Origin of the sequence: Marisediminicola senii (assembly GCF_011057645.1) — a bacterium.
Lineage (GTDB): Bacteria > Actinomycetota > Actinomycetes > Actinomycetales > Microbacteriaceae > Marisediminicola > Marisediminicola senii.
The window spans coordinates 24,859-38,727 of record NZ_JAALGE010000028.1 but is presented as its reverse complement, the minus strand read 5'-3'; the positions used below and the strand labels follow the sequence as shown (position 1 = coordinate 38,727).

At 69.4% G+C, this 13,869-nt stretch carries 12 protein-coding genes; 9 read left to right on the top strand and 3 right to left on the bottom strand.

Annotated elements, in window-relative coordinates; genetic code table 11:
- Positions 1–161: 161 nt before the first annotated feature.
- Together G5S38_RS09965 and G5S38_RS09960 are read right to left on the bottom strand one after the other, a co-directional pair.
- A complete protein-coding gene (locus G5S38_RS09965) occupies positions 162–1,136 on the bottom strand; it encodes a PDR/VanB family oxidoreductase (protein ID WP_165067987.1) in 975 nt (324 codons plus the stop codon).
- Between the two features lie 40 nt (positions 1,137–1,176).
- The gene (locus tag G5S38_RS09960) at positions 1,177–1,812 is read right to left on the bottom strand and encodes a helix-turn-helix domain-containing protein (protein WP_165067984.1); all 636 of its coding nucleotides are present in this window, start codon (positions 1,810–1,812) and stop codon (positions 1,177–1,179) included.
- Between the two features lie 196 nt (positions 1,813–2,008).
- Between G5S38_RS09960 and G5S38_RS09955 the strand changes: the two genes are divergently transcribed.
- From G5S38_RS09955 to G5S38_RS09925, 7 genes are all read left to right on the top strand, one after another.
- Positions 2,009–3,322, top strand: a complete 1,314-nt coding sequence (locus G5S38_RS09955) for an amidohydrolase family protein (protein WP_201276649.1) — start codon at positions 2,009–2,011, stop codon at positions 3,320–3,322.
- 40 nt (positions 3,323–3,362) lie between these two features.
- A complete protein-coding gene (locus G5S38_RS09950; RefSeq protein ID WP_235929001.1) occupies positions 3,363–4,103 on the top strand; it encodes an ABC transporter ATP-binding protein in 741 nt (246 codons plus the stop codon).
- Positions 4,100–5,014: an ABC transporter permease gene (locus tag G5S38_RS09945; protein ID WP_165067977.1), complete on the top strand. Its 915-nt coding sequence runs from the start codon at positions 4,100–4,102 to the stop codon at positions 5,012–5,014. Before G5S38_RS09950 ends, G5S38_RS09945 begins: the two co-directional genes overlap by 4 nt.
- A gap of 101 nt (positions 5,015–5,115) precedes the next feature.
- Positions 5,116–6,291: a substrate-binding domain-containing protein gene (locus G5S38_RS09940; RefSeq protein WP_165067975.1), complete on the top strand. Its 1,176-nt coding sequence runs from the start codon at positions 5,116–5,118 to the stop codon at positions 6,289–6,291.
- A 197-nt stretch (positions 6,292–6,488) separates the two neighbouring features.
- On the top strand, positions 6,489–7,802 hold the full coding sequence (locus G5S38_RS09935; protein WP_165067972.1) for an FAD-binding oxidoreductase: 1,314 nt from the start codon (positions 6,489–6,491) through the stop codon (positions 7,800–7,802).
- Complete coding sequence (locus tag G5S38_RS09930; protein WP_165067969.1) at positions 7,799–8,626, top strand: creatininase family protein; 828 nt, start codon at positions 7,799–7,801, stop codon at positions 8,624–8,626. Before G5S38_RS09935 ends, G5S38_RS09930 begins: the two co-directional genes overlap by 4 nt.
- On the top strand, positions 8,626–9,210 hold the full coding sequence (locus G5S38_RS09925; RefSeq protein ID WP_165067966.1) for a pyridoxine/pyridoxamine 5'-phosphate oxidase: 585 nt from the start codon (positions 8,626–8,628) through the stop codon (positions 9,208–9,210). The genes G5S38_RS09930 and G5S38_RS09925 overlap by 1 nt, the downstream gene beginning before the upstream one ends.
- A gap of 633 nt (positions 9,211–9,843) precedes the next feature.
- On the opposite strand, the gene G5S38_RS15550 is transcribed toward G5S38_RS09925, so the two are convergent.
- Positions 9,844–10,989: a methylenetetrahydrofolate reductase C-terminal domain-containing protein gene (locus G5S38_RS15550; protein ID WP_201276648.1), complete on the bottom strand. Its 1,146-nt coding sequence runs from the start codon at positions 10,987–10,989 to the stop codon at positions 9,844–9,846.
- A 447-nt stretch (positions 10,990–11,436) separates the two neighbouring features.
- Between G5S38_RS15550 and allB the strand changes: the two genes are divergently transcribed.
- Positions 11,437–12,777 carry an allantoinase AllB gene (allB, locus tag G5S38_RS09915; protein WP_165067964.1) on the top strand — a complete coding sequence of 447 codons (1,341 nt, stop codon included), beginning with the start codon at positions 11,437–11,439 and terminating at the stop codon, positions 12,775–12,777.
- Positions 12,778–12,894: 117 nt separating this feature from the next.
- Positions 12,895–13,815, top strand: coding sequence for a factor-independent urate hydroxylase (gene pucL / locus G5S38_RS09910; RefSeq protein ID WP_165067961.1), 921 nt, complete (start codon positions 12,895–12,897; stop codon positions 13,813–13,815).
- Positions 13,816–13,869: the final 54 nt, after the last annotated feature.

Here is a 13,869-nt window from a genome sequence, read left to right as displayed (position 1 = left end):
CATCTCGTATGCCGGGCACGACGCAATGCTGACCTGCGATCTCACCGCGGGATCGAGCGTGCGCATGCGCATGGCCGCGGTCGACCTGCCCGAGGTCGGCGAAACACTGCGCCTGGCGGTGCAGCGCCCGGGGCTCGCATTCCCGGTGGCCTGACCCCGGGTCACAGGTCGAGCACGAGCCGCGGGCAGGCCGCGCGCGAGACGCAGATCATCATGGTGTCGTCGTAGGACTGCTCCTCGGCGGTGAGCACCGAGTCACGGTGCTCGATCTCGCCCTCCAGCACCGGCGTCTCGCAGGTGCCACAGGTTCCGATGCGGCACGACGAGACGACGAGCACCCCGTTCTCTTCGACGACATCGAGGATGCTGCGGTCGATCGGCACCTCGACGGTGATGCCCGACAGCGCGAGCTCCACCTCGAAGGTCTCCTGCCAGACCGGCGGCCCGAACTCCTTCGCCTCGAAGTGCTCCACGTGCACGAGTCCCGCCGGCCAGTCGGCGGTCGCCTCCTCGACCGCGGCGACGAGCCGGTTCGGGCCGCAGCAGTAGACCGCGGTGCCCGGCTTCAGGCCGCCGAGGAGAGCGGCCGCGTCGAGGCGGTTCCCCTCGTCGGCCGCGTAGACCATGACACGGTCGCCGTGTGCTTCGACGAGGTCACCCAGGAACGCCATCGTCGCGCGCCGGCGACCCGCGTAGACGACGGTGTAGTCGATGCCCGCGGCATCCGCCGCCCTGGCCATCGACAGGAACGGCGTGATGCCGATGCCGCCTGCGATGAACACCACTGCCTGGCCTGGCACCGGTTCGTAGCCGAAGTGGTTGCGCGGGCCGCGGATGCGCACCGGCTGGCCCTCGGTGACGGTGTCGTGCACGATCGCCGACCCGCCACGCCCCTCGAGCTCACGCAGCACGGCCACCCGGTAGCGCTGCCGGTCACCCGGGTCGCCGCACAGGGAGTACTGCCGAACGATCACGTCGTCGTCGCCGGGCAGGAGCAGGTCGACGTGCGAGCCGGGGGTCCACGGCGGCAGGTCGCGCCCGTTCACGGCAACCACGTCGAGGGCGACGATGCCCTCCGCCACCTCGGTGCGGCGCTCGACGATGCAGTCGCGCTCCACGTCGCTGAAGAAACTCACGGGTATACCTCCACGGTGCGATCCTCCATCGGGCTGTGACTCACGCCTTCTCTCCCTCGGTCTCGAGCAGCGCCGGATCCCAGACGCTGTCGACGTCGCGCACCGCGAAGTGCTGCTTGACGATGAACAGCCGATACACCCGCCCACTGTCGGTGTACCAGCGATGCGGGGTACCCCCGACGTAGTACAGCGAGTCGCCCTTGCGCAGCGGGAACAGCCCCTGCGGGCCGAGGTCGACCGTGCACCGGCCGCCCATCACGTGCAGGAACTCGTCCTCGTCGTGCGCATGGTACTCGCCGGGGTCGGCATTGCGCCCCTCGAACGCCATCGGGTGAAAGCTGCGGTCGCCGTGCACGAGCAGTCGCGCCTCGCCGAAGCCGTACGGCCCGCGGTCTCCCTCGTTCGCCCGCACCAGGGTGGGCGCGGAGCCGACCGGTACGCGCCCCAAGTCCGCCGCGCCGGCGAGCAGTTCGAGCTGGCTGGTGCCGAGCGCGCGGGCGATCTTCTCGAGCGACGACATGCTGGGGCTCGCGAGGCCGCGCTCCACCTGGGAGAGAAAAGAATGCGAGAGGTCGGCCATCGCGGCGAGCTGCACGAGGGTCAGGTCGTGCGAGCGCCGGACGGCCCGCAGGTGGTGGCCCAGCTGCTCCGCGTCAGAGGTGCTGTCGGTCTCCATGGCCACTGACTATATGGGTTGTGGCTGGTGGGGAAGGCCACGAAACCGGGGCGATCCCCGGGGTTGCTGGGCGCGTCTCCGGCCAATTTACGCACTGGGTATTGCCACGACACATGATCGAAACGTGGCGTGCGTAGATTCGCCGATGTTGAACCCATCAACATTCCGGCATCGGACAGCATCTCCGAGGAGCCCCGTGGACCTTCCCCGCCCCCTGTCACTGCTGCGTCGAGCGACCCTGCCCGACGGCCGCATCGTCGACGTGGAACTCGCGGGAGACGTGGTCACCGGCGTGCGTGCAGCCGGCACCGGCGCCCCCTCCGCCAACGAGGTCGACCTCGACGGCTACCTGCTGCTGACCGCCCCCGCCGACCCGCACTCGCACCTCGACAAGGCCCGCTCCTGGGATGCCATCCAGCCGCCGATGGGCGACCTGATGGGTGCCATCGAGTCGTGGCGCGAATACACCGCCGCCATGGACGAGGACGACGTGGCAGAGCGGGCGCTCGCGCAGGCACTCGCCATGCTCGAGCGCGGCACCACCGGCATCCGTTCTCACGTCGACGTGCTGCGCGGCGACGACCCCCTGCTCGGTGCGCGCGCGATGGCCAGGGTGCGCGACGAGCTCGACGGCCTGCTCGACCTCGAACTGGTCGTGCTCGCGGGGCCCGACGTGCCGGATGAGCACATCCACGGCGCCCTCGACCTCGGACTCGACCTGGTCGGTGGTGCACCGCACCTCGCCGACGACCCCAGTGCCGACCTGCAGCGGCTGCTCGCCATCGCGCTCGGCCGCGACATCGGCGTCGACCTGCACACCGATGAATCCCTCGACGGACCGGCCACCCTCGAGGAGTTCGCCGCCACCGTGCGCGGCTGGAACCGCAACGTGACCGCAGGGCACTGCGTTCGCCTCGGTACCCTGCCCACCGAGGAACGCCTGCGCGTGATCGACGCGATCGTCGAGAGCGACATCGGCATCGTCGCGAACCCCATCACCAACCTCTACCTGCAGGGCTGGGGCCACGAGTCGGGCGGTCTGCGCGGCCTCGCCCCCGCGCGGGAGCTGCTCAGCGCGGGAGCCCGGTTCGCGGCCGGCGCCGACAACATCCGCGACCCGTTCAACCCGCTCGGGCGCAGCGACGCCCTCGAGACCGCGATGCTGCTCGTGATCGCCGGGCACCTCACCATCGACGAGGCATATGCCGCCGTCAGCGACGGGGCCCGCGCCGTGATGGGACTCCCCGCCGCGGGCGCCGTCGTCGGTGCGCGTGCCGACTTTCTCGCGATCCGCGGCGGCAGCCTCGCCGAGGCGGTCGCCACCGCGCCCGCCGACCGGAAGGTGATCCACGCCGGGCGACTCGTCGCCTCGACGACCGTGAGCACGACGGTCGCCCAGCCCGCGAGGAGCCGGGCCGCCGCCGGGGCTGCCGCCGCGGCGTCCATCGCCCCGGCATCCGCCACCGCGGCACCCGCCACCGCCCCCGTTCCGTCGACCGCCAGGGATTGAGTACATGACCACCACCACCGCTACGTCGAGGACGGCCCCCGTGACCACCGACACACTGCTCGACTTTCGCAACGTCGCGATGCAGTTTCCGAATGGCACGGTCGCGCTCTCCGGCATCGACCTGACCGTGAAACGCGGCGAGTTCGTCACGGTCGTCGGACCGAGTGGATGCGGCAAGAGCACCCTGCTGCGTATCGCCTCGGGTCTCGAGAACGCGAGCGAGGGAACCGCGGCGCTCGGCACGAAACGGATCGGCTACGTCTTTCAGGACGCGACGCTCCTGCCGTGGCGCACCGTGCAGGCGAACGTCGAGTTGCTCGCCGAACTGAACAAGCAGCCCCGCAAGTCGCGCGCCGCCAAGGCTAAGGAGGCGATCGAGCTGGTCGGGCTCTCCGGGTTCGAGGACAACCTCCCCAAGCAGCTCTCCGGTGGAATGCGCATGCGCACGTCGCTCGCGCGGTCGCTGACCCTCGACCCAGAGCTGTTTTTGTTCGATGAGCCATTCGGTGCGCTCGACGAGATAACCAGGGAACGGCTCGGAGACGAGTTGTTGCGCATCTTTACCGAGCAGCGCTTCGCCGGACTCTTCATCACCCACTCGGTCGCCGAGGCCGTGTACCTGTCCACCCGGGTAGTGGTGATGAGCGGACGGCCAGGGCACATCGTCGACGAATTCGAGGTGCCGTTCGACTACCCGCGCGACCCCGACATCCGATTCACCCCCGAGTTCGCCGCCCTCAGCGGCAAGGTCTCACACGCACTCCGAGAGGGCCACTCATGAGTACCGAAACCAGCACAGGAACCGATACCGGCAGCGGCACGACACCTGCGGTGGCCACCGCCGCTGCGGCTACCGTGCCGGTCACCCGCAGCGCCGCTGCCCGCTCGGGGTCGGTCGCGAAGCTCTGGGGCCCGCCACTGGTCGTCTTCGCCGTTATCGTCGCAGCGTGGATCGCGCTGGCCGCGATCCTCGACGCGTCGCCACCCCACGTGTTGCTGCCATCGCCGCTGCGCATCGTCGTCGACTCCTTCTCCACCGAGACCCTCGACGGTCAGCCGAACCAGCCCATCACCGGAGAACTGCTGAACGCCATCGCGCTGACCATGCAGGTCGCGCTCTCCGGACTCGCGATCTCGATCGTCGTCGGCATCGTCTGGGCAATACTCATGTCACAGGCCCGCTGGGTGGAACGGTCACTGTTCCCGTACGCCGTGATCCTGCAGTGCGTACCGATCCTCGCCCTCGTCCCGCTCATCGGCAACACCATCGACTACGGCATCGAGGCTCGCATCCTCGTCTGCGTACTCATCTCACTGTTCCCGATGGTCTCGAATACGCTCTTCGGGCTGCAATCGGTGGAACGCAGCCAGCGCGAGCTGTTCAAGCTGCAGAAGGCCAGCCGCTGGACGGTTCTGACCAAGCTCCAGCTGCCGAATGCACTCCCGGCGATCTTCGCCGGCATGCGGATCTCTGCCGGGCTCGCGATCGTCGGGGCCATCGTGGGCGACTTCTTCTTTCGACGCGGACAGCCCGGCCTTGGCATCTTGATCAGCAACTACCAGTCCCGGCTGCAGACGCCGGAGCTGTTCGCCGCCGTCATCGTCGCCGCTCTGCTCGGGGTGCTGATCTTTCTGATCTTCGGCTGGATCAGCAAACTCGCGGTCGGCCGCTGGTACGAACCGGCGTCCTGACCCCTCCGGATCGCCGCTTTTTTCCACGTCACCTCCGCCCGTTTCCTCGCAGTCCATGCCCGCCTATTTCCGAACCCTCCTCCCCAACCCCTAGGAGAACCATGCACAGCACAGCACGTCGCACCATTGCCACCGTGGGCGCCTTCGCGACCCTCGTGGCCCTCGCCGGATGCTCCTCAGACGGTGGGGGCGGCGGCGACACCGCGGCGCCCGCGACCGACATGGAAATCGGCGCGATCGACCTCTCCGAGGCGTGCCCCGCCACTGTGACCATACAGACCGACTGGAACCCGGAGTCCGAGCACGGGATGCTCTACCAGCTCCTCGGCGAGGACTACACCGTCGATGCCGACCTCAAGACGGTCTCCGGACCGCTGATGGCCTCAGGCGAATACACCGGCGTCGACGTCGAGGTGCGGTCGGGTGGTCCGGCCATCGGCTTCCAGACCGTGCTGGCCCAGATGTACCAGGACACCGACATCACCCTCGGCTACGCCGCAACTGACGAGCAGGTGCAGCTCTCCGCACAACTGCCCGTCACCTCGGTGCTCGCCCCGCTCGACATCAACCCGCAGATGATCATGTGGGACCCGGAGACGTACCCCGAGGTCGAGACCATCGCCGACCTCGGCGACACCGGCGCCATCGTGCGCTACTTCGGCGGGGCCGCCTATATGGAATATCTGATCGCCGACGGCCAGCTGTCGCTCGACCAGGTCGACGGCGGATACGACGGCTCGCCGGCGGGCTTCGTCTCCGCGCAGGGCGCCGACGCGCAGCAGGGCTTCGCGAGCGCCGAACCGTATGTCTACGAGAACGAGGTCGCGGACTGGGGCAAGCCCGTCGCATTCGAACTCATCCACGACGCCGGGTGGCAGTCATACGCGGCCACCATGGGGGTGCGTTCCGCTGAACTCGAAGAGCTCTCTCCCTGCCTGGAACTGCTCGTCCCCGTGATGCAGCAGGCAACCGTCGACTTCTACGCCGACCCCGCCATGGCCACCGACCTCATCCTCGAACTGGTCGACGCTTTCGACACCGGATGGGTCTACTCGCAGGGCGTCGCCGACTTCTCCGTTGCTCAGCAGGTCGAACTCGGGCTCGTCAGCAATGGCGACAACGAGACCATCGGCGACTTCGACACCGACCGCGTGCAGGAGATCCTCGACGTCATGGGGCCGATCGCCACCGACCTCGGCACCCCGCCCGCCGACGGCCTGACCGTCGACGACCTCGTGACGAACGAGTTCATCGACGACAGCATCGGACTGCCGTAGCCGTTCGCGGCACCACGGCTGCGGCCGACCGCACTCCGCGGGTCGGCCGCAGCGCCCGCATTACCCGCATAGCCCAGCACCACCCGCAGCACCCGCAGCACCCGCAGCACCCGCAGCACCCGCACAATCTGCACCACCCGCACAGCCCAGCATCACCCGCGCCACCCCCGCACCACCCTGACAAGAAGGAGCACGCAGTGTCTATCGAGTCCCTCCACGCGGAACTCACCGCCCTGCTCGGCCCGCGCGGAGCCTCGATAGAACTGCGTGCCAGGGAGAAGGCATCGGTCGATGGGGCGAAGATGTCGCCCATCATCACCGAGCTCCTCCCCCTCGGCCTCGCCGACATCGTGGCGTTCCCCACCTCTGCGGAGCAGATCGCCGAAGTGGTGGCCGCCGCCGTGCGGCACGGCGTCGCCATCACCCCACGTGGCAAGGGCACCGGCAACTACGGCCAGGGCATCCCGCTCGAGGGCGGGCTCGTACTCGACATGTCGAAGGCCCGCGCCATCGTCGAGGTCGGCGACGGCGTGATCACCGCCGAGGCGGGCGCACCGATGGTCGCGCTCGAGCAGGCCGCCCGCGAGACCGGCCAGGAGCTGTGGATGTATCCGTCCACGGCCCAGTCGAGCATCGGCGGTTTCCTCGCCGGCGGCTCGGGCGGCACCGGTTCGATCGAGCACGGCGCCAACCACCAGGGCTTCGTCGCCGCCCTCGACGTCGTGCACGCGAGCCCGGAGGCCCGGCTCGTGCACGTCGAGGGCGACGAGGCGCAGGGCTACGTGCACAACTACGGCACCGCCGGCATCATCGCTCGCGCGACGGTGCGCCTCGACCCGGTGCGCGACTGGCAGGCGCTCTACGCGAGCTTCGAGAATTACCATGACGCCCTCGCCGTGCTGCGCGACCTCGGCGACCTCGACCCCATCCCGCGCCTCATCTCGGCGGACCCTCCCGAAATCTCGAACACCCTGCCGATGGATGCCGCGATCCCCGCCGATCGCGCGAGCCTCCGCGCGATCCTCGACCTGTCCTCCATCGCTGCCGCACGCGACATCATCGAGGCGGGCGGCGGCCGCGTCGACGACGTTCGCAAGGGCCCGCAGGCCTGCGTCAAGCTCAGCACCCTCTCCTACAACCACCCCATCGAGTGGCTGCAGAAGAGCGCGCCCGGCGGCTACTTCCACCTCGAGGTCGGCGGCGACGCACTCGTCGACCGCATCGACGAGGTGCACGCCGTCTACCGCGGCGGCATGCTGCACATCGAGGGACAGCGTCAGAAGTTCATCGGCATGCTCGCGGGCATCTACGAGAGCCCCGAGCAGGTGTACGCCGGAATCGAGGCGCTGCGCGAACTCGGCGTCGGGGTGCACAGCCCGCACCAGTGGTTCGTGGACTTCGAGGTCGAGCGCACCCGTGAGCTCGCGGCATCCACCGACCCCCTCGGCCTGCTCAACCCGGGCAAGCTCGTCACCGAGCTCGTGGCACCCGGCGCGGGAAAGCTCACGTGACCGGCCGCCGCCTCGTCGAGCTGTCTGGGACGGCCGCGACCACTGCGCTCGGGCCAGACTCCATCATCGTGATCCCCACCGGGGCCATCGAGCACCACGGTCCGCACCTGCCGCTCAACACCGACGCGTTGCTCGCGGGCGAGCTCGCCGAGGCCGCGGTCGACCGGGCGGCCGCGGACGGCCTCGACATCTGGATCCTCCCCACCCTCAGCTACACGAAGTCCGACGAGCACCACTGGGCGCCCGGCACGATCTGGCTGTCGTGGGAGACCCTGATGGCGACGTTGGTCGACATCGGCCGGTCGGTGGCCGCGACCCCCGCGCGCACCCTGGTGTTCATGAACGGTCACGGCGGCAACGGTGCGCTGCTGCAGGTGGCGAACCGGGAGCTGCGGCGGCGGTTCGGGCTGCGCACGTTCACCATGCCGGCCGGGATCCAGCGGGCCGGCACGGGGGCCGGTGCTGGCGGGGGTGCTGGTGCTGCTGCTGATCCGCTCGCGGGCGCCGACGAGCTCGGCCTCGGCATCCACGCCGGGCACGGCGAGACGTCGCTTGTGCTGCACGTGCGCCCCGACCTCGTCGACATGTCGCTCGCCGAGCGCAACGTTCCAGAGCACGTCGCCGGTTTCGAGTACATCGGCTTCAACAACCGGCCGGTCTCATTCGGCTGGATGAGCAACGACTTCGGCCCCAGCGGCGTGATCGGCGATCCCACCCTCGCGAGCGCCGAGGCGGGTGCCACCCTGTTCGACGAGTCGGTGGCCGCGTCCGTCGCCGCGCTGCATGAGATCGCCCGGTTCCGGCACGGCGCAGGACAGTCGTGATGGATGCCGCGATCAGCGCGATCGACCCGATCGCGCGTGCGCGCGGCTGGCTGCCCGCAAACGACGACCCGGCCCGGCCGCAGATGACCCTGGCCACGACCGGCGTCGACGGTTTTCCCGCGGCGCGCACCGTGCTGCTCTCGGCGGTGACCCCGACCGGGTTCTCGTTCAACACCGACCGCAACTCGCACAAGATCGCCGATATCGAGGCCGACTCCCGCGTCTGCCTGGTCATCGTGTGGCCGAATTTCTACCGGCAGCTGGTCGTGCAGGGCGAGGCGCACCGGCAGAGCGACGACGAGCTCGCGGCGGCGTATGCGCGACGATCGCCCTACCTGCGGCACCTCGCCTGGCTGAACAGCGCCCAGTTCGCCCGCCTGCCGCTGCTCGAACGGCGCCGGCAGTGGGCGGCGGCGGAGGCCGAACACCCCGAGGGTCCGCTCGACGTCTCGCCGCACTGGACGGGGTACAGCGTCACCCCGACCCGCATGCTGTTCTGGGAGTCGGCGACGGATGCCGCGAGCCGACGCACGGAGTACAGCCGGGTCGATGCGGGGTGGACGGTCGACTACCTTCCGGGCTGATCGGCCGCGGCATCCACCCCTGGTTGAGCATTTGTCCTGATGAGCCGAGGATTGCTCGGTCACGACGGGCAAAGCTGATAATTTGCTTGACATTGGCAGACAGGCGTTTTACGGTCGTTGTGTCGCCCGAGCCCCCGGTTACGTCCACTACGAGACTCCGGGGGCATCATGCTTTCATCGCGGTACACGCGCCCTCTTTCTTCGTTCCCCCCACTCGATGGAGCGACACCTGCGGGCGCCGCCTCGCCGTTCCATCACCAGCCTCCGCGCCCTGCTGACCGAGTGCCGACTCGCTCGCACGGGCCCGGAGGGAGCCGGACCCCGACCCGGCTCCAGGTGTTGCTCACGTAGCGCACCCCGCCGGTCGCGCGCCCTTCCCCCCGGTTGATCGCGGCGCGCGGCCGGCCCTTCCTCGTGCGGCATCCGGCATGCTGCGGGGCCCCCGGAACTTTCATCATTCAGGGACGTTGCTGCCGAAGCTTTCAGCATTCAGGAATGCGGGTATCGAAACCCTCAGCATTCAGGAATGTTGCTGCCGAAGCTTTCAGTATTCAGGAATGTTGCTGCTCAGGCACCCAGCATGAAGGGATGCTGCTGCCGCGGCTGCCGGCCTTCCTGAATAGTGCAAAATACCTACACGACGCCGAGACGCGTGCCGATCTCGGCCATCGCCTCGGCGAACTCGCGGTCGCGGCCCAGGGCGGCACCGCCCGACAGGTTGACGCCCGCGACCCCGTCGATCGCGAGCAGCTGCTCGCTCAGCTCGACGGCTGCGGCGATGCCCTCCGCGCGCGGGTTGGTCGCCGAAAGGATGCGGTCGAGGTATCCATCGGGCAGCACGAGCGAGGTGAACGAGCGCAGCAACTCGGCGCTGCCGGTGTCGACCACCACCGGAACGCAGGGGATGTAGCGAAGCGGACGCGCCGACAGCCCGCCGACCCGCGCGATGAACGCCGCGACCGCGCCCGCACCGCCGCAGTGGTTGACGAAGCACACCTCGGCGCCGGCACGGGCCTTCTCCGCCAGGCGGTCGGCGCGGCGGTCCACCGGAACGCTGGCCGGAGACTCCGCGACCGAGACGAGGTGCCCCGCATCGGCGGCGAGCGCGGCCAGCCTCGTCGAGTCGAGGTCGAACACCGGCTGCGCGTCGGCACGCGACCCGAGCGCGGTGTGGTCGCCGGTCACGCAGTGCACGCCGGCGACCCCGACGTCGAGCAGGCCGGCGAGCTCCGCCTCGAGGGCGACGCGGTTGCGGTCGCGGCAGGTGAGTCCGGCCCAGGGCTCGAGCCCCGCGTCGCGAATCAGCGCTGCCCGGTAGGACGGCGAGAACTGCACCCGGTTGCGCGGCGAATCCCCGGCGAGCACGGCGTGCACCGACCCGCGCAGCACTGCGGCGGTGTCGCGGATCGAGCCGGAATCGAGAGCCGTGGCCGCGAAGTCGGCGACGACCACGCGGCCCCGCGCGAGCAGGGTGCGCATGCGGTCGGCAGGGGTGGGGGTGGATGCCGCAGCGTCAGTACCCGCGGCGGTAGGCGGGGCGGCGCGCGGGGTGGTGCGCGCAGCTCCGGTCGCGGTGACGGTGTCGGCGGGGGTGCCGGGCGCTGCGGCATCCATCGGGCTATCGCGGCCGTCGATGACGCCGGTCCACCGCACCGTCGGAAGCGGAAGGAACACGCACGGGTCGGGCGACGCCTCGCAGGCGCCGTCGGGCTGCACGCCGCCGCACGGTCCGTAGACCATGCGCTTGGGGCATTCGCCCACGCCGGGGAGCACGGTCACCACGACTCCTCCCGACCCCTGCACGATAGCGCCGCCGTGTTACTTGCGCGTGTCGGGGAGGGTGACGGCATTCAGGAATGCGGGCGGGTTGAGTCTCAACATTCAGGAACCCGGGCGGATTGATCGTCATCATTCAGGAACCCGGGCGGAGTTTGTTTCGTCATTCAGGAACCCGGGCCGCATTCGGGCGTGATGACACCGCCGAACTCCCAGATACGTCCGAACCGGCCCCAACCAGCCCCAACCAGCCCATACGTTCCTGAATGATGAAAGCACCACCCCAGCACGGCTGACCCGCCCGCCCGCCCGCCCGCTCGCCCGCCCGCTCGCCCGCCCGCCCAATTACTGCGCAACCGGCCAACACCGGCCCGCACATTCCTGAATGATGAAAGCACCACCCCGGCACGGCCCACCCAGCACGGACCGCGTCCCCCGAAGGAGTCCCCCATGCTGCCGTCTTTTGACCTCGTCATCGTCGCGCCGTCCGCCCACATCGACGGGCGCAGCACGGGCGCCACGGTCGGCGTCACCGACGGGCGCATCGTCTTCATCGGCGATGTGGATGCCGCCGCCACGGGTACCACAGAGGTGCGGCTCGCCGCAGACGAAGTACTGCTGCCGGGCCTCGTCGACACGCACGTGCACGTCAACGAGCCGGGACGCACCGAGTGGGAGGGCTTCGCCAGCGCGACCCGTGCCGCGGCGGCGGGCGGCGTGACCACCATCATCGACATGCCGCTCAACAGCATCCCGGCCACCGTGGACCCCGCGGCCCTGCAGCTGAAGCGCGGTATCGCGGCCGGCAAGGCAATGGTCAACGTCGGGTTCTGGGGCGGTGCCGTGCCCTCGAGCCTGGGGTACCTCGGTGCGATGCACGACCGCGGCGTCTTCGGCTTCAAGGCCTTTCTCGCCCCGTCGGGCGTCGACGAGTTCGAGCACCTCGACACCGAGCAGCTGAACCTCGCGCTCGACGAGATCGCCGCCCTCGACTCGATGCTCATCGTGCACGCCGAGGATCCCACCGTGCTCGACGCGCACGTGAACGCGGGCGGCCGCGGGTACCGCGAGTTCGTGGCATCCCGCCCGCCCGAAGCCGAACTGACCGCGATCGAGCACGTCATCGCCGGGGTACGCCGCACGGGTGCCCGCGCGCACATCCTGCACCTGTCGTCGGCCGCCGCCCTCCCCGCGATCGCCGCGGCGCGCGCCGAGGGGCTGCCGATCACGGTCGAGACCTGCCCGCACTACCTGTGCTTCACGGCCGAGCAGATCGCCGACGGGGCGACCCAGTTCAAGTGCTGCCCGCCCATTCGCGACGGGGCGAACCGCGACCTGCTCTGGCAGGGGCTGCTCGACGGCGTCATCGACATCATCGTCTCCGACCACTCCCCCAGCACACGCGAACTCAAGCTGTCGCACGACGGGGACTTCGCCCTCGCGTGGGGTGGGATCGCGGGCCTGCAGCTGGGGCTACCCGCGATCCACACCGAAGCGCGGCGCCGCGGCATCCACCTCGACCGGGTCGTCGAATGGATGTCGACGCGCCCCGCAGACCTCGTGGGCCTCGAACGCAAGGGCCGCATCGCGGTGGGCGCCGATGCCGACCTGGTCGTTTTTGCTCCGGATGACGCCTTCACTGTGCACGCCGACGAGCTGCAGCACCGCAACCACATCACCGCATTCGACGGGTCATCGCTCACCGGCGTGGTGCGCCGAACGTGGCTGGCCGGATCGGTTGTGGATATCGCCGCGGACGCCCTCCCCGGCGGCACGCTGCTGTCCCGCTGAGCGACAGATCGCTGCCGGGGTGAGCGCGGTCAAGGCCCGAGTTCACCAGCCCGGGAATCTGTACAGCGAAACCCCGATCGAAACACCCCGGTTACATCGCAGTGGTGTAATCGGCCCATGGCAATAGTTCTGGGAGACCACCAATACGGCAAGGCCGAATCCCGCGTGGTGCGCTTCGAGCGCGAAACCGCCCGCCACGAGATCCGCGACCTCAACGTGAGCACGAGCCTGCGCGGCTCATTCGCCGAGGCGCACCTGTATGGCGACCAGTCGCAGATCCTGCCGACCGACACCCAGAAGAACACCGCGTACGCCTACGCGAAGTCGGTGGGCATCGCCTCGATCGAGCAGTACGGCCTGGCGCTCGCCCGGCACTTCGTCGACGACGTCGAACCGGTCTCCGGTGCACGCGTCGAGATCGAGGAATACGCCTGGCAGCGCGCCGTCGTCGACGGCAAGGAGCACGACCACACCTGGCTGCGCACCGGGCGCGAGACCCGCACCGCCGCCGTGTCGGTCGAGGGGGCAGGTGACGAGCAACGCGTCGACGTGATCGCCGGGCTCAAGGACCTGGTGATGCTCAAGTCGACCGGGTCGGAATTCCACACCTTCCTCTCCGATGAGTTCACGACACTGCCCGAGACGAGGGACCGCGTGCTCGCGACGTCGCTCGTCGCCCGCTGGCGATACATCAGTGCCGCCGTGCTCGACGCCGATTTCGCGTGGGACGCCGCCTACGCGAGCGTGCACGACATCATGATCACGCAGTTCGCGACCCGGCACTCGCTGGCCCTGCAGCAGACGCTGTGGCACATGGGCAAGGCGGTGCTCGCGGCGCATCCGGAGATCGCCGAGATCCGCTTCGCGGCCCCGAACAAGCACCACTTCCTCGTCGACCTCGAGCCGTTCGGCATGGAGAACCTCGGCGAGGTGTTCTACGCCGCCGATCGCCCGTACGGACTGATCCAGGCGACGGTGACCCGCGATGATGCTCCGGATGCCGGTTCCGCCTGGAACCCCGGGGCGGGCCTCGCGTGAGCGCGGCAGACAACGACGGGGTAGGTGTGAGTACAACAGAGACGGGGTCGACGA

Excerpts from the sequence above, each read along its gene's own strand:
- G5S38_RS09960 (WP_165067984.1), bottom strand. The coding sequence starts at position 1,812 with ATGGAGACCGACAGCACCTCTGACGCGGAGCAGCTGGGCCACCACCTG.
- G5S38_RS09945 (WP_165067977.1), top strand. The coding sequence starts at position 4,100 with ATGAGTACCGAAACCAGCACAGGAACCGATACCGGCAGCGGCACGACA.
- G5S38_RS09940 (WP_165067975.1), top strand. The coding sequence starts at position 5,116 with ATGCACAGCACAGCACGTCGCACCATTGCCACCGTGGGCGCCTTCGCG.
- G5S38_RS09925 (WP_165067966.1), top strand. The coding sequence starts at position 8,626 with ATGGATGCCGCGATCAGCGCGATCGACCCGATCGCGCGTGCGCGCGGC.
- allB (WP_165067964.1), top strand. The coding sequence starts at position 11,437 with ATGCTGCCGTCTTTTGACCTCGTCATCGTCGCGCCGTCCGCCCACATC.
- pucL (WP_165067961.1), top strand. The coding sequence starts at position 12,895 with ATGGCAATAGTTCTGGGAGACCACCAATACGGCAAGGCCGAATCCCGC.